Here is a 19252-nt window from a genome sequence, read left to right as displayed (position 1 = left end):
CGCCGGACGGGAGCGGACGGCGGGCACGCCGTCGCCCCGCTACGCGGCGATCAGTCGGCCTTCTTCCAGGCGCAGGATGCGATCCATGTGCCCGGCCAGCTGGAGATCGTGGGTTACCACCAGGAACGAGGTCTGCAACGAACGGCTCAGTTCCAGCATCAGCTCCTGGATACCCTGGGCGGTATGCTGGTCAAGGTTGCCGGTGGGCTCGTCGAGCAGTACCAGCTGCGGACGGTTGACCAGCGCGCGGGCGATCGCCACCCGCTGGCGCTCGCCGCCGGACAGCTCGGCCGGCTTGTGCGACAGGCGATGACCCAGCCCGACCCGCTCCAGCAGCTCGGCCGCCCGCTGGCGGGCTTCCGCGATCGGCGTGCGGCCGATCAACAGCGGCATGCAGACGTTCTCCAGGGCGGTGAACTCCGGCAACAGGTGGTGGAACTGGTAGACGAAGCCCAGCGCGCGGTTGCGCAGCAGCCCGCGGGCCGTCTCGTTCAGCGCCGAGAGTTCCTCGCCGGCGAGCCAGACGCTGCCGGCGGAGGGCGTGTCCAGGCCGCCGAGCATGTTCAGCAAGGTGCTCTTGCCCGAACCGGAGCTGCCGACGATAGCCACCCGCTCCCCAGGCAGCAGGTTCAACTCGACGCCGGACAGCACCTGCACCGATTGCGGCCCCTCGTCGTAGCTCTTGCTCAGGTTGCGGCAACTCAGCACCGACTTGTCATTCATAACGCAAAGCCTCCGCAGGCTGGGTGCGCGCCGCACGCCAGGCTGGATACAAAGTGGCGAAGAAGCTGAGGACCAGGGCCGCGCCGCAGACCAGCACGACATCGTCGAGCATCAGTTGCGACGGCAGGTAATCGATGAAGTACACGTCGGACGCGAGGAACTGGTGGCCCAGCAGCTTTTCCAGGGCGGAAATCCAGGCGCTGACGTTGAGCGCCGCGACCACCCCGAGGACCCCGCCGACCAGCGTGCCGATCACCCCGATCACCGTGCCCTGGACCATGAAGGTAGCCATGATCTGCCCCGGCGTGGCGCCGAGGGTACGAAGGATGGCGATGTCCGACTTCTTGTCGGTGACCACCATCACCAGGGTGGAAATGATGTTGAACGCGGCGACCGCGACGATCAGCAGCAGCAACAGGCCGATCATGGTCTTTTCCATGCGGATGGCCTGGTACAGGTTGCCGTGGCTGCGCGTCCAGTCGCGGGCGTAGAAGTCATTGTCGGTCAGGGTCCGGGCGATCTCCCAGGCCACCCGCGGCGCCTGGAACAGGTCGTCGAGCTTCAGGCGCAGCCCCTGTACCTGGTTGGTCTTCCAGCGCTGCAGGCGCGCGGCGTCTTCCAGGTGGATCAGCGACAGGCCGCCATCCAGTTCGCCGGCGCCGACGCGGAAGGTGCCGACCACGGTGAAACGCTTCATCCGCGGGAATACCCCGGCCGGGGTGACCGCCACCTCGGGGAGGATCAGGGTGACCTTGTCGCCGATGCCGACGCCGAGCTTCTGCGCCGCCAGTTGGCCGATGACGATGCCGAAGCCGCCGGCCTTGAGTTCCGCCAGCGAGCCCTGCTTGAAGAAATCGGGAATGATCGAGACCTTGGCCTCTTCCAGCGGATCGACCGCATCGACCATCACCGTCTGCACCGCGCCATTGGCGCTGAGCATGCCCTGCATCTGGGTGAACGGCGCTACCGCGGTGACATGCTCGTGGGCCTTGACCTTCTCGGCCAGGGCGCGCCAGTCATCGATGGGCTGGTACGACTCGACGGTGGCCTGCGGCACCATGCCGAGGATGCGGGTACGCATTTCGCGATCGAAGCCGTTCATCACCGAGAGCACCACGATCATCACCAGCACGCCCAGTGCCAGGCCGATCATCGAGGTCAGCGAAATGAAGGAGACGAAATGGCTGCGACGTTTGGCCCGCGTATAGCGCGTGCCGATGAAAACGGACAGGGGTCTGAACATGTCGCCCTTAGCTGGCAGAAAATGGATGCGTCGGGATGGCGAAGTGGCGAGGCATCGCCGGCGGCCTTACACTCTGACCATCACTGCCGCCGTGGGTTCGCCATGTCCACTCGTGACGCGGATGACCGCCGCGAATACTACCGTATCGAAGATACCCTCGCACTGGAATTTCGCCCTGCCGGGGCCGTCGAAGACGGCCTGGAGAGCGGGCCGGGGGCCACCCTGTTCAGCCTGCTCAGCGACCTCCACCTGATGGATTACGAGTCGCAGCACCTTCTGCGCCACATCAGCGAACGCGACCGCACGCTGGCCAACTACCTGAAGGTGATGAACAAGCGCATCGACCTGCTTGGCCAGGTCATGGTGCAGAGCCTGCTCAAGGAGATCGGCGAACCGCGCAAGGTCAGCCTGTCCGAGGGGGGAGTCAGCTTCCGCCACGACCGCGCATTGCCGGTCGGCCAGTTGCTCGTCCTGCGCATGGTCCTGTTGCCGCAGGGGTTCGGCCTCGAACTGCGGGCCCGGGTAATCCACGCCCAGCCACACGACGACGAATTCGAGATCGGCACCGAGTTCGAAGCGTTGAGCGACGCACAGCGCCAGTTGCTGGCCCGGCATATCCTCCAGAAGCAGGCCCAGCAGCGCCGCCTGGCACGGGCCGGACAGGGCCCGCTCGGCGAGCCGGGCCAACCTTCTTCGACCTGAAACCTTCTTCGACCTGAGATGTGCCGATGCTCCGTTCGCTACTGCTGTGCTCCCTCCTCCTCGCCCCGCCGCTGTTCGCCGACACCCTGAGCATTCCGCTGGGCGCCCAGGGCGATACCCGGGTCGCCCTGCCCGCGCACGGCGAAAGCCGCGAAGCCGTGCTGCAACGCTTCGGCCTGGCCGACGAGGAACATCCCGCGGTCGGCCAGCCGCCCATCGTGCGCTGGGATTACCGCGACTTCTCGGTATATTTCGAAAGCGGCCGGGTGCTCGACAGCGTTCGCCATCATCGGCCGCGGAATCCCGCGCAACCCTCGAACAAGGAGCCAAAGTGACTCTCATCTATGGACATCGCGGCGCCAAGGGCGAAGCGCCGGAAAACACCCTGGCCAGCTTCCAGCGCTGCCTGGAGCATGGCGTCAACCGTTGCGAACTGGACCTGCACCTGTCCCGCGACGGCGAACTGATGGTGATCCACGACCCGACCCTGAAGCGCACCACCGGCCGCCGCGGCAAGGTCGCCGAACACGACGCGGCCACCCTGGTCACCTACGACGCGCGCAAGGGCGGCCCCGGCTGGGTACGGCCGACGCCGATCCCGCGGCTGGAGGAGCTGTTCGAGAAGTGCCCGTTCGAGCACTGGCAGCTGGAAGTGAAGAGCGCCTCGCGCGAACGCGCGGCGCGGACGGTAACGCGGATCAGGGAGCTGACCGAGCGCTTCGGCAACCGCGACAAGGTCACCGTCACCAGCGGTTCGCGGACCGTGCTCAAGGCCCTCAACGAACTGACCCCAGAGCTGTCGCGCGGGCTGGTCGCCGAATACGCCTGGCTCGACCCGCTGAAGGTCGCCCAGCACTATGGCTGTGCCCTGCTCGCCCTGAACTGGACCCTATGCACCCCGGAACGCCTGCTCAAGGCCCAGCGCCAGGGGCTTCACGTCTCGGTGTGGACGGTCAACGAACCGGCGCTGATGCGCCGGCTCGCCGACTTCGGCGTGGACAGCCTGATCACAGACTTTCCCGGTTTGGCCAGCGCCACCCTCGGGAATCGCTGAGCACATCCCCTCCGGCCGGCTCAGGCCGCCGGCCGGAGTCCTTCAAAAAAGCCGGTTGAGGCCGTCGAACGCCGCTACCCGATAGGCTTCCGCCATGGTCGGGTAGTTGAAGGTGGTGTTGACGAAGTACTTCAGGGTATTCAGCTCGCCCGGCTGGTTCATGATCGCCTGACCGATATGGACGATTTCCGAAGCCTGGTCGCCGAAGCAGTGCACGCCGAGGATCTCCAGGGTCTCGCGATGGAACAGGATCTTCAGCATGCCCACCGGCTCGTTGGAAATCTGCGCCCGGGCCATGCCCTTGAAGAACGCCTTGCCCACTTCGTAGGGAATCTTCGCCGCGGTCAGTTCGCTTTCGTTCTTGCCGATCGAGCTGATCTCCGGAATGGTGTAGATGCCGGTCGGCACATCGTTGACGAAGCGCCAGCTGTCGCTCTCGACGATGTTGCCGGCGGCCGAGCGGCCCTGGTCGTAGGCAGCGCTGGCCAGGCTCGGCCAGCCGATCACGTCGCCAGCGGCGAAGATGTTGCTCACCGAAGTGCGGTAGTTCTCGTCCACCTCGATCTGGCCACGGCTGTTGACCTTGATGCCGACGTTCTCCAGGCCGAGCTTGTCGGTGTTGCCGGTCCGGCCGTTGCACCAGAGCAGCGCGTCCGCCTTGATCTTCTTGCCCGACTTCAGGTGCAGGATGACACCGTTGTCCAGCCCCTCGACGCGCTCGTACTCCTCGTTGTGGCGGATCAGCACGTTGTTGTTGCGCAGGTGGTAGCTCAGCGCATCGGAAATCTCGTCATCGAGGAAGCTGAGCAACTGGTCGCGCGTATCGATCAGGTCCACCAGCACGCCCAGGCCGCTGAAGATCGACGCGTATTCGCAGCCGATCACCCCGGCTCCGTAGATGATCAGCCGGCGCGGGGTGTGGCTCAGGGACAGGATGGTGTCGCTGTCGTAGACCCGCGGGTGGTTGAAATTGATGTCCGAAGGACGATACGGGCGCGAGCCGGTGGCGATCACGAACTGGTCGGCGACCAGGCGCTCCACCGCGCCGCTCGGCGTCACCACTTCGACGGTGCGTTCGTCGACGAAGCTGGCGGTGCCGGTGAACATGTCGATGCGATTGCGCGCGTAGTAGCCGGTACGCGAAGCGACCTGCTTGGAGATCACCCGGTCGGCGCTCTTCAGCACGTCGGGGAAGGAGAACCAGCGCGGCTCGCCGATCTGGCGGAACATCGGGTTGGTGTTGAACTCGATGATCTGCTTCACCGAGTGGCGCAGGGCCTTGGAAGGAATGGTGCCGAGGTGCGTGCAGTTGCCTCCGACCACGCGACGGCTGTCGACTACCGCCAGCTTGCGTCCGTACTTGGAGGCGTTCATCGCCGCCCCTTCGCCCGCCGGACCCGTGCCCAAAATCACCACGTCGTAGTTGTAGACAGCCATGCGTACTCCTCAGAACAGGCCGAGGCGCCCACTGGCGCCTCCGGCAAAGCCGCTGCACAACATGTGCGCGGCGGATCGATTCGATCATCGGGTCGGTGCGAACGACGGCATTCGCCGGGCAAGGCTCGGTCCGACCTCGAGGCGGGCATATGTTACGCCCTGTGCGAAATGTCGCACATTAGCGTTTGGTCGCGTCGTAGGCGAGTTTTCCGGGCACTACAGATTCGTCGCGGTTGGCTTCCTCGCATTTCTGCCGGTCGCCGCCGCAGATCGAGCATTCCTTCTCGATCCCCAGGTTGGCGATGCCGCCGCAGGAACCGGCGATCGGCTTGCGGCCCATGATGACGCCGATGGACATGCCGAAGACCACCAGCAGCATGATGACGAAGACCAGTAGCCAGGTCATGGACGTTCTCCTTGGTTGCCGAACAGTTGCTCGTAGCGTGGCGTGGTGCGGCTGTCGAAACCGTTGCCCTGGCGACTGACGAACAGCGCCGCCAGTCGGTGCTTCTCGGCGAAACGGTAGCCCTCCTCCGGACCGAGCACCATCAGCAGGGTCGACAGGCCGTCGGCGTTGCGCGTCGACGGATCGATCACCGTGACCGAAGCCAGGTGATGGTCGATCGGCGCGCCGGTGCGCGGGTCGAAGGTGTGCGAATAGCGCTGGCCGTTCTCTTCGAAATAGTTGCGGTAATCGCCCGAGGTCGAGACGCCGTAGCCGTCCAGCGCCAGTACCTGCTGGGCGACCCGCTGGCCCTCGCGCGGCGCTTCGATAGCGATGCGCCAGGGCGTGCCGTCCGGCTTGCGCCCTTCGGCTTTCAACTCGCCGGTGATTTCCGCCAGGTAGCTGCGCACGCCAAGCTCCTTCAGGCGTTCGCCTACCGCGTCCACCGTATAGCCAGCGGCGATGCTGTCGAAGTCCAGCTGTACGGCGGCGTCCTTGCACAGGCGCTGGCCGTCGATGCGCAGGTGTCGATGGCCGACGTCACGGCGCACCGCGGCGATCTGCTCGGCGCTGGGAACCTTCTCCACCCGCGCCTGCGGACCGAAGCCCCAGAGGTTCATCAGCGGCTCGACGGTCATGTCGAAGGCGCCCTGGCTCTGTTCCGACAACTCGCCGCCGTAGCGCAGCAACTCCAGCATCGGTGGCGGCAGCTCCATGCAGGACTGCGCCGGCAGCGCATTGAAACGCGAGACCAGGGAATCGTCGCGGTAGGTGGACATCTGCCGGTCGACCTCGGCGAGGATCGCCTCCACCGCGGCTTTCACCGTCTGGACGTCGGGCGCCGAGGCGCCGCGCACGTACTTGATCGAATAGGTGCTGCCCATGGTCGGGCCGCCGAAGCTTTCCAGGGTGTCGCCGCAACCGGCCAGGACCAGCGCCAGCGCTGCCAGTCCGGCCATGGCAAGCGGACGGAAACGCTCAGCCACCGAAATCGTCCAGCAGGATATTCTCGCGCTCCACGCCCAGGTCGGTGAGCATCTTGATCACCGCGGCATTCATCATCGGCGGGCCGCACATGTAGAACTCGCAGTCCTCGGGCGCCGGGTGGTCCTTCAGGTAGTTCTCGAACAGCACGTTGTGGATGAAACCGGTCAGGCCGGTCCAGTTGTCCTCCGGCTGCGGGTCGGACAGCGCCAGGTGCCACTGGAAGTTGGGGTTCTCCGCCTGCAGCTGGTCGTACTCCTCGGTATAGAAGGCCTCGCGCAGCGAGCGCGCGCCGTACCAGAAGCTGATCTTGCGGTTCGACTTGAGCCGGCGCAACTGGTCGAAGATGTGCGAACGCATCGGCGCCATGCCGGCGCCGCCGCCGATGAAGACCATCTCGGCCTCGGTGTCCTTGGCGAAGAACTCGCCGAACGGCCCGTACACGGTGACCTTGTCGCCCGGCTTGAGGTTGAACACCCAGGACGACATCTGCCCCGGCGGCAGGTCGCTGCCTGGCGGTGGCGAGGCGATGCGGATGTTGAACTTGACCACGCCCTTCTCTTCCGGGTAGTTGGCCATCGAGTAGGCGCGGATCACCGTCTCGTCGACCTTCGACACGTAGCGCCACATGTTGAACTTGTCCCAGTCGCCGCGATATTCCGACTGGATATCGAAGTCCTTGTACTCGACCACGTGCGGCGGGCATTCCAGCTGCACGTAGCCGCCGGCACGAAAGTCCACGCTCTCGCCGTCCGGCAGGCGCAGGGTGAGTTCCTTGATGAAGGTGGCGACGTTGGGGTTGGACTCCACCGTGCACTCCCATTTCTTCACCCCGAAGACCTCTTCAGGCACGCGGATCTGCATATCCTGCTTGACCGGCGTCTGGCACGACAGGCGCCAGCCTTCCTTCGCCTGGCGCCGGGTGAAGTGCGACTCCTCGGTGGGCAGCATCTCGCCGCCGCCCTCGACCACCACGCATTTGCACTGCGCGCAGGTGCCGCCGCCGCCGCAGGCGGAAGACAGGAACACGTTGTTCGCCGCCAGGGTTTGCAGCAGCTTGCCGCCGGCCGGCACGGTCAGGCTGTGCTCGCCGTTGATCTGGATGGTCACGTCGCCACTCGACACCAGCTTGGCGCGGGCGACCAGGATGATCGCCACCAGGCCCAGGACGATGGCGGTGAACATGCCGATGGCCAGGAAAATCTCGAATCCGATCACGGGCCTCTCCTTACAACTGCACGCCGGAGAACGACATGAAGCCCAACGACATCAGGCCGATGGTGATGAAGGTAATCCCCAGGCCCTGCAGGCCCTCGGGGACGTCGCTGTACTTGAGCTTCTCGCGGATACCCGCCAGCGCGGCGATCGCCAGCGCCCAGGAAAAGCCCGAGCCGACGCCGTACACCGTGCTCTCGGCAAGGTTGTAGTCGCGCTCGACCATGAACAGCGAGCCGGCCATGATCGCGCAGTTCACCGTGATCAGCGGCAGGAACACGCCCAACGCGTTGTAGAGGCTGGGTACGTACTTGTCGAGGAGCATCTCGAGGATCTGCACGATGGCGGCGATCACCCCGATGTAGCTGAGCAGGCCGAGGAAGCTCAGGTCCACCTCGGGCAGCCCGGCCCAGGCCAGCGCGCCGTCCTTGAGCAGGTAGGTGTAGATCAGGTTGTTGGCCGGCACGGTGATGGTCTGCACCACGATCACCGCGATACCCAGGCCGATGGCGGTCTCCACCTTCTTCGAGATGGCGATGAAGGTACACATGCCGAGGAAGAACGCCAGCGCCATGTTCTCGACGAACACGGCCTTCACGAACAGGCTGATGTAGTGCTCCATCAGTAAGCCTCCTTGCTGGATACCTGCGGGGCCATCTTGTAGGTCGGGGCCTCGACCTGGTCTTTCTTCCAGGTCCGCAGGGCCCAGATGATCAGGCCGATCAGGAAGAACGCCGAAGGCGGCAGCAGGAGCAGGCCGTTCGGCTGGTACCAGCCGCCATCGTTGACCGTCGGCAACACGCTGATGCCGTAGAGCTTGCCGGCGCCGAACAGCTCGCGGACGAAGCCGAGCACCAGCAGCATGGCGCTGTAGCCGAGACCGTTGCCGATGCCGTCGAAGAACGACACGAGCGGCGGGTTGGCCATGGCGAAGGCTTCGGCGCGGCCCATCACGATGCAGTTGGTGATGATCAGCCCGACGAACACCGAGAGCTGCTTGCTCAGGCTATAGGCATAGGCCTTGAGCACCTGGTCGACGACGATCACCAGCGAGGCGATGATCACCATCTGCACGATCATCCGGATCGAGCTGGGAATCTGCCGGCGGATCATCGAGATGAACAGGTTGGAGAAGCCGGTCACCAGGGTCAGGGCGATGGCCATGACGGTAGCGGTCTTCAGGTTCGAGGTTACCGCCAGCGCCGAGCAGATCCCGAGGATCTGCAGGCCGATCGGATTGTTCTGGAAGACCGGATTGAACAGGACTTCGCGGATCGTGGGTTGAGCAGCCATCACGCCTCCCCTTTGCGCAGATTGGCGAGGAAGGCGTCGAAACCGTCCTTGCCGAGCCAGAAATGCAGCAGGTTGTCGACACCCTTGCTGGTCAGGGTGGCGCCGGCCAGGCCGTCGACCTGGTGGGTCGCCTTCGCCGATTGCGGGTCCACCGAGCCCTTGATGATCTGTACGGCAAGATCGCCCTGGGCGTCGTAGAGGGTCTTGCCGACCCACAGCGCCTTCCATTTCGGATTGTCGACCTCGCCGCCGAGACCGGGGGTCTCGCCATGCTGGTAGAAGCCGAAGCCGGCGACCGTGTTGAGGTCGCCCTTGAGCGCCAGGAAGCCGTAGAGGGTCGACCACAGACCGTAGCCGCGCACCGGCAGGATCAGGGTGTCGAGCTTGCCGTCGGTCTCCACCAGGTAGACCGTGGTATAGCGCTCGCGGCGCTTGATCGAGGCGATGTCCTCGGCGGCGGGCAGCGCATCCGACAGCGCCGGGTCCTTGGCCGCTTTCAGCGGGTCGTAGCCGAGCGGGTCCTGGGCATCGCTGAAGGTGCCGCTCTGCAGATCGACCACCTTGGCGGTGATGCGACTGTCGAACAGCGCCTTGACCTCTTTGCCGGACATGCCCGGCTCGCCGAGACCAGCGATGGCGAGGATGCTGCGCTGCTTGTCGAGCAGGCGGTTTTCCGCCTGGGTCGGCTTCAGCGCCACCGCCGCGCCGGCGACGAACACCGAGCTGACCAGGCACACCACCAGGGCTACCAGCAGTGTGCGGGTGGTGGATTCTTGATTAGCCATTGCGCGCCAGCCTCCGCTTGATGTTGGCCTGAACGACGAAATGGTCGATCAGCGGTGCGAACAGGTTGGCGAACAGGATCGCCAGCATCATGCCTTCCGGGAACGCCGGGTTGACCACCCGGATCAGCATGACCATCACTCCGATCAGGGCGCCGAACAGCCACTTGCCGGTATCGGTCATGGACGCCGAGACCGGGTCGGTGGCCATGAAGATCATGCCGAAGGCGAAGCCGCCGGTGACCAGGTGCCAATACCAGGGCATGGCGAACATCGGGTTGCTGGCCGAGCCGATGGCGTTGAACAGGTAGCTCATGGCGACCATCCCCAGCATCACCCCGGCGACGATGCGCCAGGAGGCGATGCGGGTCAGCAGCAGCACGGCGCCGCCGATGAAGATCGCCAGGGTGCTGGTCTCGCCCATCGAACCCTGCATGTGGCCGAGGAAGGCATCCATCCAGGTCAAGCCGTGGCCGAGGATGTTGTCCACGCCGCCGGCGGCGGCCAGGCTCAGCGAGGTGGCGCCGGCGAAGCCGTCCACCGAGGTCCATACCGCGTCGCCGGACATCTGCGCCGGGTAGGCGAAGAACAGGAAGGCCCGGCCGACCAGTGCCGGATTGAGGAAGTTCTTCCCGGTGCCGCCGAACACTTCCTTGCCCAGCACCACGCCGAAGCTGATCCCCAGGGCTACCTGCCACAACGGGACGGACGGCGGCAGGGTCAGGGCGAACAGCACCGAGGTGACGAAGAAGCCTTCGTTGACCTCGTGGCGGCGGATGCTGGCGAACAGCACCTCCCAGAAACCGCCGACGATGAAGGTGGTCAGGTACACCGGCAGGAAGTACGCGGCGCCCTGGACCAGGCAATCCCACAGGCTGTTCGGGTCGAACCCGGCCAGCGCGCCGATCAGGGCGAAGCGCCAGCCATCCTGGGCGCTCAACAGATCGGGGCTCTGGGCGAAGATCAGGTTGGCCTGGTGGCCGACGTTGTACATGCCAAAGAACATCGCCGGGAAGGTGCACAGCCAGACGATGATCATCATGCGCTTCAGGTCGATGCCGTCGCGCACGTGTGCAGTGGTGCGGGTGACGCTGCCCGGACGATAGAGGAAGGTGTCCACGGCTTCGTACAGCGGGTACCACTTCTCGTAGCGCCCGCCCTTCTCGAAATGATGCTCGACCTTGTCGAGCAGGTTACGCAAACCCATGGCTCAGCCCTCCTGCTCGATGCGTGCCAGATTGTCCCGCAGAATCGGGCCGTATTCGTACTTGCCGGCGCAGACGTAGCTGCACAGCGCCAGGTCCTCTTCGTCGAGTTCCAGGGCGCCGAGCTTCTGGGCCATTTCCGTGTCGCCGACGATCAGGTAGCGCAGCAATTGAGTCGGCAGGATATCCAGCGGCATCACCGCCTCGTAGTTACCTACCGGCACCATCGCCCGTGGGCTGCCGTTGGTGCTGGTGGTGAAGGCGAAGCGCTTGCCGCCGAGCAGCCTGGAGACGAACACGTTGAGCAGCGAATGCTTTTCCACCCCGGCGCGCAGGTAGTGGAGGAACTCGCGCTGGTCGCCCTCCTTGAGACAGGACAACTGCAGGTGGTAGCGCCCCAGGTAGGCGTAGGCGCCATGGGCGGTGCGACCGCCCAGCACGGAGCCGGAGATCAGCCGGTTGTTGCCCGGCTGCAACTGGCCGGCGGCCAGTTCGTCGAGGTTGGCGCCCAAGCGGGTGCGCACCAGACGCGGCTTTTCCACCACCGGACCGGCCAGGGCGATCACCCGCTCGGTCCACAATTGCCCGGTCGTGAACAGCTTGCCGATGGCGATCACGTCCTGGTAGTTCAGGTTCCACACGCTCTTGCCGGCACCCACCGGGTCAAGGAAGTGGATATGGGTGCCGGGCAGGCCCGCCGGATGCGGACCGGAGAATGCTTGCGCGGTCACGCCGGAGAGCGCCTCGCCGGGTAGCGAAACGCCTTCCGCCTTGCACAGGAACACCCGGGCCAGGCGCCCGAGCACCGTCAGCCCGGCCTGGAAGGCCTCGCCCTGCTCCGCGATAACCACCTGCGGATCGGCGGCCAGCGGCTGGGTATCGATGGCAGTGACGAAAATCGAACTGGGGCTGGACTCGGGATCGGGCACCTTGCTGAACGGCCGGGTCCGCAGCGCGGTCCACAGGCCCGACTGCAACAGGTTGTCGCGGACCTGCTCGGCGCTCAGCGTGGCGAGTTTGTCAGCGGGATAACGGGCGAACTCCAGTTGCTCGTCGCCGTCGAGATCGATGACCACCGATTGCAGGACGCGCTTCTCGCCACGATGGATGGCACTGACCACACCGGCGCCGGGTGCGGTATAGCTGACGGAGGGATTCTTCTTGTCGGTGAACAGCACCTGCCCCAGCTTCACCCGGTCGCCTACCTGCACCGCCATGGTCGGCTTCATGCCGTGGTAGTCGAAACCGATCAACGCCACGCTGCGTACCGGGCGTGCTGCCTCGATGCGCTGTTCGGGGGCGCCGCTGATGGGCAGGTCCAGGCCACGTTTTATCTTGATCATGTCTAGTGCCTAGTGGTCGTGGACAGAAAAGACGAGGCCCAAGTCAGAAAATGACCATCATCGCGCGCAACGTACTGAATTGGCACGATTGATGAATGGCCCCGCAAGGTAACCACGGGATTATAAAGAGCCACCTCCCCGGGAGCCACCCAAGCCGCACACCGGGTCTTGAAACGCGTAACAGAAAACGACAGAAAAATATGCCCGTGCGAAATGAAAAACGGGAGCCGAAGCTCCCGTCCTGCGCCACCCGCAGGCTCAGGCCTGCTGGCCGAGCCCGCGCCTTTCCGCCAGCGACAGCTTGACCCGGTAGCACAACCACATCAGCAGCAGCCAGAATGGAATGGCGTACACCGAGATGTTGATCCCGGGGATCATCAGCATGATGCCAAGGATGAACAACACGAAGGCCAGGCACAGGTAGTTGCTGAACGGCGACCAGAGCGCCTTGAAGAAGGTGTCCACGCCCTGGCGCTTCATCGCCGCGCGGAACTTCAGGTGCGACAGGCTGATCATCGCCCAGTTGATCACCAGCGCCGCCACCACCAGCGACATCAGCAGCTCCAGCGCCTTGTGCGGCAATACGTAGTTGACGATCACGCAGAGGAAGGTGATCAGCGCCGAGACCAGGATCGACAGCACCGGCACGCCCCGGCGGTCCACCGACATCAGCACCTTCGGCGCGTCACCCTGGGCGGCCAGGCCGTAGAGCATCCGGCTGTTGCAGTAGACGCCGCTGTTGTAGACCGACAATGCCGCGGTGAGTACTACGAAGTTGAGGATGTTGGCCGCGGTGCCGCTGCCGATCAACGAGAAGATCTGCACGAACGGGCTGCCGCTGTAGTCGTCGCCGGAAGCGTTGATGGTCTCCACCAACTGGTCCCATGGATACAGCGAGAGCAGCACCGCCAGGGCGCCGATATAGAAGATCAGGATCCGGTAGATCACCTGGTTGATCGCCTTCGGGATCACCTTCCGCGGCTCGGACGCCTCGGCGGCGGTGATACCCACCAACTCCAGCCCCCCGAAGGAGAACATGATGATCGCCAGGGTCATCACCAGGCCGCTGAGACCGTTGGGGAAGAAGCCGCCGCGGTCCCACAGGTTGCTCACCGAGGCTTGCGGTCCGCCACCGCCGCCGACCAGCAGGTAGATACCGAGCAGGATCATGCCGACGATCGCCGCTACCTTGATGATCGCGAACCAGAACTCGGTCTCGCCGAAGGCTTTCACGTTGGCCAGGTTGATCGCGTTGATCAGCACGAAGAACGCCGCCGCCGTCGCCCAGGTCGGCACGTCCGGCCACCAATACTGGATGTACTTGCCCACCGCGGTCAGCTCCGACATGCCCACCAGGATGTACAGCACCCAGTAGTTCCAGCCGGAAAGGAAACCGGCGAATCCGCCCCAGTACTTGTGTGCGAAGTGACTGAAGGAGCCGGCCACCGGCTCCTCGACGATCATCTCGCCGAGCTGGCGCATGATCAGGAAGGCGATGAAGCCGCCAATGGCGTAACCGAGGATCATCGACGGGCCGGCCGTCTTGATGACGCCCGCCGAGCCGAGGAACAGCCCGGTGCCGATCGCCCCGCCCAGCGCGATCAACTGGATGTGGCGATTCTTCAGGCCACGCTTCAGCTCGCCCTGGTGCAGATGTTGACCATCCATTGAAAAACCCTAAATCGAAGTGAGTAGTTTCTTGTTCTGGTTATCCACAGAAATGAAAAACGGGAGCCCGAGAGCTCCCGTTTTCCTCTACGCCTTGCGCATCAACGCGGGAAGGCCGGCGGGTTGACCCCAGCCATGTCTTCCATCACGCGCACTACCTGGCAGCTGTAGCCGAACTCGTTGTCGTACCACACGTACAGGACGACACGGTTGTCGTTGCAGATGGTCGCCTCGGCGTCCACCACGCCGGCATGGCGCGAACCGACGAAGTCGGTGGAAACCACTTCCTGGGAGCTGACGAAGTCGATCTGCTTCTGCAGGTCCGAGTGCATGGCCATCTGGCGCAGGTACTCGTTGATCTCTTCGCGGGTGGTGGCCTTTTCCAGGTTCAGGTTGAGGATCGCCATGGACACGTTCGGCGTCGGCACACGGATCGCATTGCCGGTCAGCTTGCCTTTCAGCACCGGCAGGGCCTTGGCCGCGGCGGTGGCGGCACCGGTCTCGGTGATCACCATGTTCAGCGGCGCGCTGCGGCCACGACGACTGCCCTTGTGGAAGTTGTCGATCAGGTTCTGGTCGTTGGTGTACGAGTGAACGGTCTCGACGTGACCGTTGACGATGCCGTACTGGTCGTTGACGGCCTTCAGCACCGGCACGATGGCGTTGGTGGTGCAGGAGGCGGCCGAGATGATCTTGTCGTCGGCGCCGATGTCGGTGTGGTTGATACCGTGCACGATGTTCTTCAGCGCACCCTTGCCCGGAGCGGTAAGGACCACGCGATCGATCCCCGGGCACTTCAGGTGCTGGCCGAGGCCTTCGGCGTCGCGCCACTTGCCGGTGTTGTCGACCAGCAGGGCGTTCTTGATGCCGTACTGGGTGTAGTCGATCGACGCCGGATCGTTGGAGTAGATCACCTGGATCAGGTTGCCGTTGGCGGTCAGCGTGTTGTTTTGTTCGTCGATGGTGATGGTGCCGTCGAACGGACCGTGCACCGAGTCCCGACGCAGCAGGCTGGCCCGCTTGACCAGGTCGTTCTCGGCACCCTTGCGCACGACGATCGCGCGCAGGCGCAGGCCGTCGCCGCCGCCGGTCTTCTCGATCAGGATGCGCGCCAGCAGGCGGCCGATGCGGCCGAAGCCGTAGAGCACGACGTCGGTGCCTTCGCGGGCATCGCCGTTCTGCTTGCCGACCACCTCGGCCAGCTCGGCCTTGACGAAGTCCTCGATGCTGCGGCCGTTACCTTCTGCCTTGAACTTGGCGACCATCTTGCCCAGATCGACGGAAGCGGCGCCCAGCTTGAGCTCGCTCATCGCCTTGAGGATCGGGAACGTCTCGTGAACCGACAGCTCGGCGTCATCAGCCATGCGATGACGGGCGAAACGATGCGCCTTCATGATCGCGATCACCGAGCGGTTGATCAGACCACGGCCATGGATCGAGGTCACCACATTGTTATTGCGGTAGAGCTGGCCAATCAGCGGGATCATGGCTTCCGCGATGGCTTCACGATCGATCCATTCACCGAGACACTGGTCGGGCTTCTGAGTCACGGGCAATACCTTCCACATGTAGGGGATGAAAAAAGGGGCTACATTATGACCGCGCCGGCCAGGCTCGGCAATCTGCAGCAGTCGGAAGACTGACATCCAGCAGTCGGGAAAGTTACAATCCGGCGGGTCAAATTCCCGACCGGAGCCCAGCTTGCCCGTGTCCGTACTGCGTCTTCCCAGCCTGCCGGCCAGCGCCGGCAAGCAACACTGGGGCAACCTCCCCGGTGCCGCGCTGAGCCTGGCTGTCGCCGAGGCCGCCAGTTCCGCCAAGCGCTTCACCCTGCTGCTGACCGCCGACAGCCAGAATGCCGAACGCCTGGAACAGGAACTGCGGTTCTTCGCCCCCGACCTGCCGGTATTGCATTTCCCCGATTGGGAAACCCTGCCCTACGACGTCTTTTCGCCGCACCAGGACATCATTTCCCAGCGCATCGCCGCCCTCTACCAGTTGCCGCAGCTCAAGCACGGCGTGCTGGTGGTGCCGATCTCCACCGCCTTGCACCGCCTGGCGCCGACCCGCTTCCTGCTCGGCAGCAGCCTGGTCCTCGACGTCGGCCAGAAACTCGACGTCGAGCGGATGCGCCTGCGCCTGGAAGGCGCCGGCTACCGCTGCGTCGACACGGTCTACGAGCACGGCGAGTTCGCCGTCCGCGGCGCGCTGATCGACCTGTTCCCGATGGGCAGCGAGTTGCCCTTCCGTATCGACCTGTTCGACGACGAGATCGAGACCCTGCGCACCTTCGACCCGGAGACCCAGCGCTCCATCGACAAGGTCGAGTCGATCCGCCTGCTGCCGGCACGCGAATTCCCCCTGAACAAGGAAGCGGTCACCGGCTTCCGCGGCCGCTTCCGCGAGCGCTTCGACGTCGACTACCGGCGCTGCCCGATCTACCAGGACCTCGCCAGCGGTTTGACACCCTCGGGAATCGAGTACTACCTGCCGCTGTTCTTCGAGGAAACCGCGACCCTCTTCGACTACCTGCCGCAAGACACCCAGGTGTTCTCCCTGCCCGGCATCGAACAGGCCGCGGAGCAGTTCTGGAATGACGTACGCAGCCGCTACGAGGACCGCCGGGTCGATCCGGAACGGCCATTGCTGCCGCCGGCGGAAGTGTTCCTTCCGGTGGAAGACTGCTTCGCCCGGCTGAAGAACTGGCCACGGGTGGTCGCCAGCCAGGAGGACGTCGAGCCGGGCGTCGGGCGCGAGCGCTTCCCGGCCCTGCCGCTGCCGAACCTGGCGATCGAAGCCAAGGCCGCCGAGCCGCTGGCCGCGCTGCGCCGGTTCATCGAGGAGTTCCCCGGCCGCGTACTGTTCTGCGCCGAATCGGCCGGACGCCGGGAAGTCCTGCTGGAGCTGCTGGCCCGACTGAAGCTGCGCCCCGAGGAAGTCGACGGCTGGCCGGCCTTCCTCGCCAGCCAGGCACGCCTGGCGATCAGCATCGCGCCGCTGGACGAGGGCCTGCTGCTGGACCATCCGGCCCTCGCCCTGGTCGCCGAAAGCCCGCTGTTCGGCCAGCGCGTCATGCAGCGCCGGCGCCGGGAAAAGACCCGCGACGGCGGCGACGCGGTGATCAAGAACCTCACCGAGCTGCGCGAAGGCGCGCCGGTGGTGCACATCGACCATGGCGTCGGCCGCTACCTGGGCCTGATCACCCTCGAGGTGGACAACCAGCAGGCGGAATTCCTCATGCTGCAATACGCCGAGGACGCCAAGCTCTACGTGCCGGTCGCCAACCTGCACCTGATCGCCCGCTACACCGGCGCCGACGACGCCCTGGCGCCGTTGCACCGGCTCGGCTCGGAAACCTGGCAGAAGGCCAAGCGCAAGGCCGCCGAGCAGGTCCGCGACGTCGCCGCCGAGCTGCTCGACATCTACGCCCGCCGCGCCGCCCGCGAAGGCTTCGCGTTCAAGGATCCGCAGGCCGACTACGCGACCTTCTCGGCCGGCTTCCCGTTCGAGGAGACGCCGGACCAGCAAAGCGCCATCGAGGCAGTGGTCGCCGATATGCTCGCGCCCAGGCCAATGGACCGCCTGGTCTGCGGCGACGTCGGCTTCGGCAAGACCGAAGTGGCGATGCGCGCGGCGTTCGTCGCCGTGCATAGCGGCAAGCAGGTGGCGGTGCTGGTGCCCACCACCCTGCTCGCCCAGCAGCACTACAACAGCTTCCGCGACCGCTTCGCCGACTGGCCGGTGAGCGTCGAGGTGATGAGCCGCTTCAAGAGCGCCAAGGAAGTCGAGAACGCTGCACGGCTACTGGCCGAAGGCAAGATCGACATCCTCATCGGGACCCACAAGCTGCTCCAGGAAGACGTGAAGTTCGCCAACCTGGGGTTGGTCGTGATCGACGAGGAACACCGCTTCGGGGTGCGCCAGAAGGAGCAGCTCAAGGCCCTGCGCAGCGAAGTGGACATCCTCACCCTCACCGCCACGCCGATCCCGCGGACCCTGAACATGGCCGTCTCCGGCATGCGCGACCTGTCCATCATCGCCACGCCGCCGGCGCGCCGCCTGTCGGTGCGCACCTTCGTCATGGAGCAGCAGAACGCGGTAATCAAGGAAGCGCTGCTCCGCGAACTGCTGCGCGGCGGCCAGGTGTACTACCTGCACAACGAAGTGAAGACCATCGAGAAGTGCGCCCGCGACCTCGCCGAACTGGTCCCGGAGGCGCGCATCGGCATCGGCCACGGACAGATGCACGAGCGCGAGCTGGAACAGGTGATGAGCGACTTCTACCACAAGCGCTTCAACGTGCTGGTGGCCTCGACCATCATCGAGACCGGCATCGACGTGCCCAGCGCCAACACCATCCTCATCGAGCGCGCCGACAAGTTCGGCCTGGCCCAGTTGCACCAGTTGCGCGGCCGCGTCGGTCGCAGCCACCACCAGGCCTACGCCTACCTGCTGACACCGCCGCGCCGTCAGATGACCCCGGACGCCGAGAAACGCCTGGAAGCCATCGCCAACGCCCAGGACCTGGGCGCCGGCTTCGTCCTCGCCACCCACGACCTGGAGATCCGCGGCGCCGGCGAGTTGCTCGGCGACGGCCAGAGCGGGCAGATCCAGGCGGTCGGCTTCACCCTCTACATGGAAATGCTCGAACGGGCGGTGAAGGCCATCCGCAAGGGCGAGCAACCGAACCTCGAGCAGCCACTGGGCGGCGGGCCGGAGGTCAACCTGCGGGTGCCTGCGCTGATCCCCGAGGATTACCTGCCCGACGTGCATGCCCGGCTGATCCTCTACAAGCGCATCGCCAACGCCCCTGACGAGGAAGGTTTGCGCGAGTTGCAGGTGGAGATGATCGACCGCTTCGGGCTCCTGCCCGATCCGGCGAAGAACCTGATGCGCCTGACCCTTCTGAAACTGCAGGCGGAAAAACTTGGAATACTCAAGGTCGATGCCGGACCGCAGGGCGGTCGTATAGAATTTGCCGCCGATACCCAGGTCGACCCGCTGGTATTGATCAAGCTGATCCAGGGCCAACCGAACCGCTACAAGTTCGAAGGCGCAACCCTGTTCCGCTTCCAGGTGCCCATGGAACGACCGGAAGAACGCTTCAATACCCTGGAGGCGCTGTTCGAGCGCCTGACACCGCAAACCACCTAAGGAT

The 19252-nt window shown here is 64.9% G+C and carries 17 protein-coding genes; 4 read left to right on the top strand and 13 right to left on the bottom strand.

All coding sequences use genetic code 11. The features are described from left to right. Positions 1–39 precede the first annotated feature (39 nt). On the bottom strand, positions 40–723 hold the full coding sequence (gene lolD, locus JHD77_RS01575; protein WP_003091168.1) for a lipoprotein-releasing ABC transporter ATP-binding protein LolD: 684 nt from the start codon (positions 721–723) through the stop codon (positions 40–42). Continuing rightward, the gene (locus tag JHD77_RS01570; RefSeq protein ID WP_003091170.1) at positions 716–1966 is read right to left on the bottom strand and encodes a lipoprotein-releasing ABC transporter permease subunit; all 1251 of its coding nucleotides are present in this window, start codon (positions 1964–1966) and stop codon (positions 716–718) included. Before JHD77_RS01570 ends, lolD begins: the two co-directional genes overlap by 8 nt. 102 nt (positions 1967–2068) lie before the next feature. Here JHD77_RS01570 and JHD77_RS01565 point away from each other — a divergent pair, with 102 nt between their 5' ends. From JHD77_RS01565 to JHD77_RS01555, 3 genes are read left to right on the top strand one after another with little or no spacing between them, the layout of a single operon-like run. After that, on the top strand, positions 2069–2668 hold the full coding sequence (locus JHD77_RS01565; RefSeq protein WP_003118087.1) for a PilZ domain-containing protein: 600 nt from the start codon (positions 2069–2071) through the stop codon (positions 2666–2668). 26 nt (positions 2669–2694) lie between these two features. After that, positions 2695–3003, top strand: a complete 309-nt coding sequence (locus tag JHD77_RS01560; protein WP_031756489.1) for a hypothetical protein — start codon at positions 2695–2697, stop codon at positions 3001–3003. Next, positions 3000–3722 (top strand): glycerophosphodiester phosphodiesterase, encoded by a 723-nt coding sequence (locus tag JHD77_RS01555; protein ID WP_003105190.1) that lies wholly within the window; start codon positions 3000–3002, stop codon positions 3720–3722. The genes JHD77_RS01560 and JHD77_RS01555 overlap by 4 nt, the downstream gene beginning before the upstream one ends. Positions 3723–3764: 42 nt before the next feature. Here the strand turns inward: JHD77_RS01555 and sthA are convergent, their stop codons facing one another. The 11 genes from sthA to JHD77_RS01500 all read right to left on the bottom strand — a co-directional run bounded on the left by sthA (position 3765) and on the right by JHD77_RS01500 (position 15662). Beyond that, positions 3765–5159 carry a Si-specific NAD(P)(+) transhydrogenase gene (gene sthA, locus JHD77_RS01550; protein ID WP_003091177.1) on the bottom strand — a complete coding sequence of 465 codons (1395 nt, stop codon included), beginning with the start codon at positions 5157–5159 and terminating at the stop codon, positions 3765–3767. Between the two features lie 178 nt (positions 5160–5337). Further along, positions 5338–5565: a (Na+)-NQR maturation NqrM gene (gene nqrM / locus JHD77_RS01545; RefSeq protein ID WP_003091178.1), complete on the bottom strand. Its 228-nt coding sequence runs from the start codon at positions 5563–5565 to the stop codon at positions 5338–5340. Next, on the bottom strand, positions 5562–6590 hold the full coding sequence (locus JHD77_RS01540; protein WP_191519425.1) for an FAD:protein FMN transferase: 1029 nt from the start codon (positions 6588–6590) through the stop codon (positions 5562–5564). Before JHD77_RS01540 ends, nqrM begins: the two co-directional genes overlap by 4 nt. Next, positions 6583–7806 (bottom strand): NADH:ubiquinone reductase (Na(+)-transporting) subunit F, encoded by a 1224-nt coding sequence (gene nqrF, locus JHD77_RS01535; RefSeq protein WP_003143659.1) that lies wholly within the window; start codon positions 7804–7806, stop codon positions 6583–6585. Before nqrF ends, JHD77_RS01540 begins: the two co-directional genes overlap by 8 nt. A gap of 10 nt (positions 7807–7816) precedes the next feature. Further along, complete coding sequence (nqrE, locus tag JHD77_RS01530; protein ID WP_003091182.1) at positions 7817–8425, bottom strand: NADH:ubiquinone reductase (Na(+)-transporting) subunit E; 609 nt, start codon at positions 8423–8425, stop codon at positions 7817–7819. Beyond that, on the bottom strand, positions 8425–9099 hold the full coding sequence (gene nqrD, locus JHD77_RS01525) for an NADH:ubiquinone reductase (Na(+)-transporting) subunit D (protein WP_003119802.1): 675 nt from the start codon (positions 9097–9099) through the stop codon (positions 8425–8427). Before nqrD ends, nqrE begins: the two co-directional genes overlap by 1 nt. Next, entirely contained in the window at positions 9096–9881 is a 786-nt protein-coding gene (locus JHD77_RS01520) for a Na(+)-translocating NADH-quinone reductase subunit C (protein WP_003105182.1), read from the bottom strand. The genes nqrD and JHD77_RS01520 overlap by 4 nt, the downstream gene beginning before the upstream one ends. Beyond that, positions 9874–11085 carry an NADH:ubiquinone reductase (Na(+)-transporting) subunit B gene (locus tag JHD77_RS01515; protein ID WP_003109478.1) on the bottom strand — a complete coding sequence of 404 codons (1212 nt, stop codon included), beginning with the start codon at positions 11083–11085 and terminating at the stop codon, positions 9874–9876. Before JHD77_RS01515 ends, JHD77_RS01520 begins: the two co-directional genes overlap by 8 nt. A 3-nt stretch (positions 11086–11088) precedes the next feature. After that, a complete protein-coding gene (locus JHD77_RS01510; RefSeq protein ID WP_003113983.1) occupies positions 11089–12426 on the bottom strand; it encodes a Na(+)-translocating NADH-quinone reductase subunit A in 1338 nt (445 codons plus the stop codon). A 258-nt stretch (positions 12427–12684) separates the two neighbouring features. Beyond that, entirely contained in the window at positions 12685–14094 is a 1410-nt protein-coding gene (locus JHD77_RS01505; protein WP_003113982.1) for an amino acid permease, read from the bottom strand. 101 nt (positions 14095–14195) lie between these two features. Then, entirely contained in the window at positions 14196–15662 is a 1467-nt protein-coding gene (locus tag JHD77_RS01500) for a glyceraldehyde-3-phosphate dehydrogenase (protein WP_023115225.1), read from the bottom strand. Positions 15663–15801: 139 nt separating this feature from the next. Here JHD77_RS01500 and mfd point away from each other — a divergent pair, with 139 nt between their 5' ends. Further along, the gene (mfd, locus tag JHD77_RS01495) at positions 15802–19248 is read left to right on the top strand and encodes a transcription-repair coupling factor (protein WP_003113980.1); all 3447 of its coding nucleotides are present in this window, start codon (positions 15802–15804) and stop codon (positions 19246–19248) included. Positions 19249–19252 lie beyond the last annotated feature (4 nt).

The organism is Pseudomonas sp. P20, assembly GCF_016463925.1.
Lineage (GTDB): Bacteria > Pseudomonadota > Gammaproteobacteria > Pseudomonadales > Pseudomonadaceae > Pseudomonas > Pseudomonas aeruginosa.
Note: the sequence above shows the minus strand (reverse complement) of the source record. Positions and strands in the feature narration are given on the sequence as shown.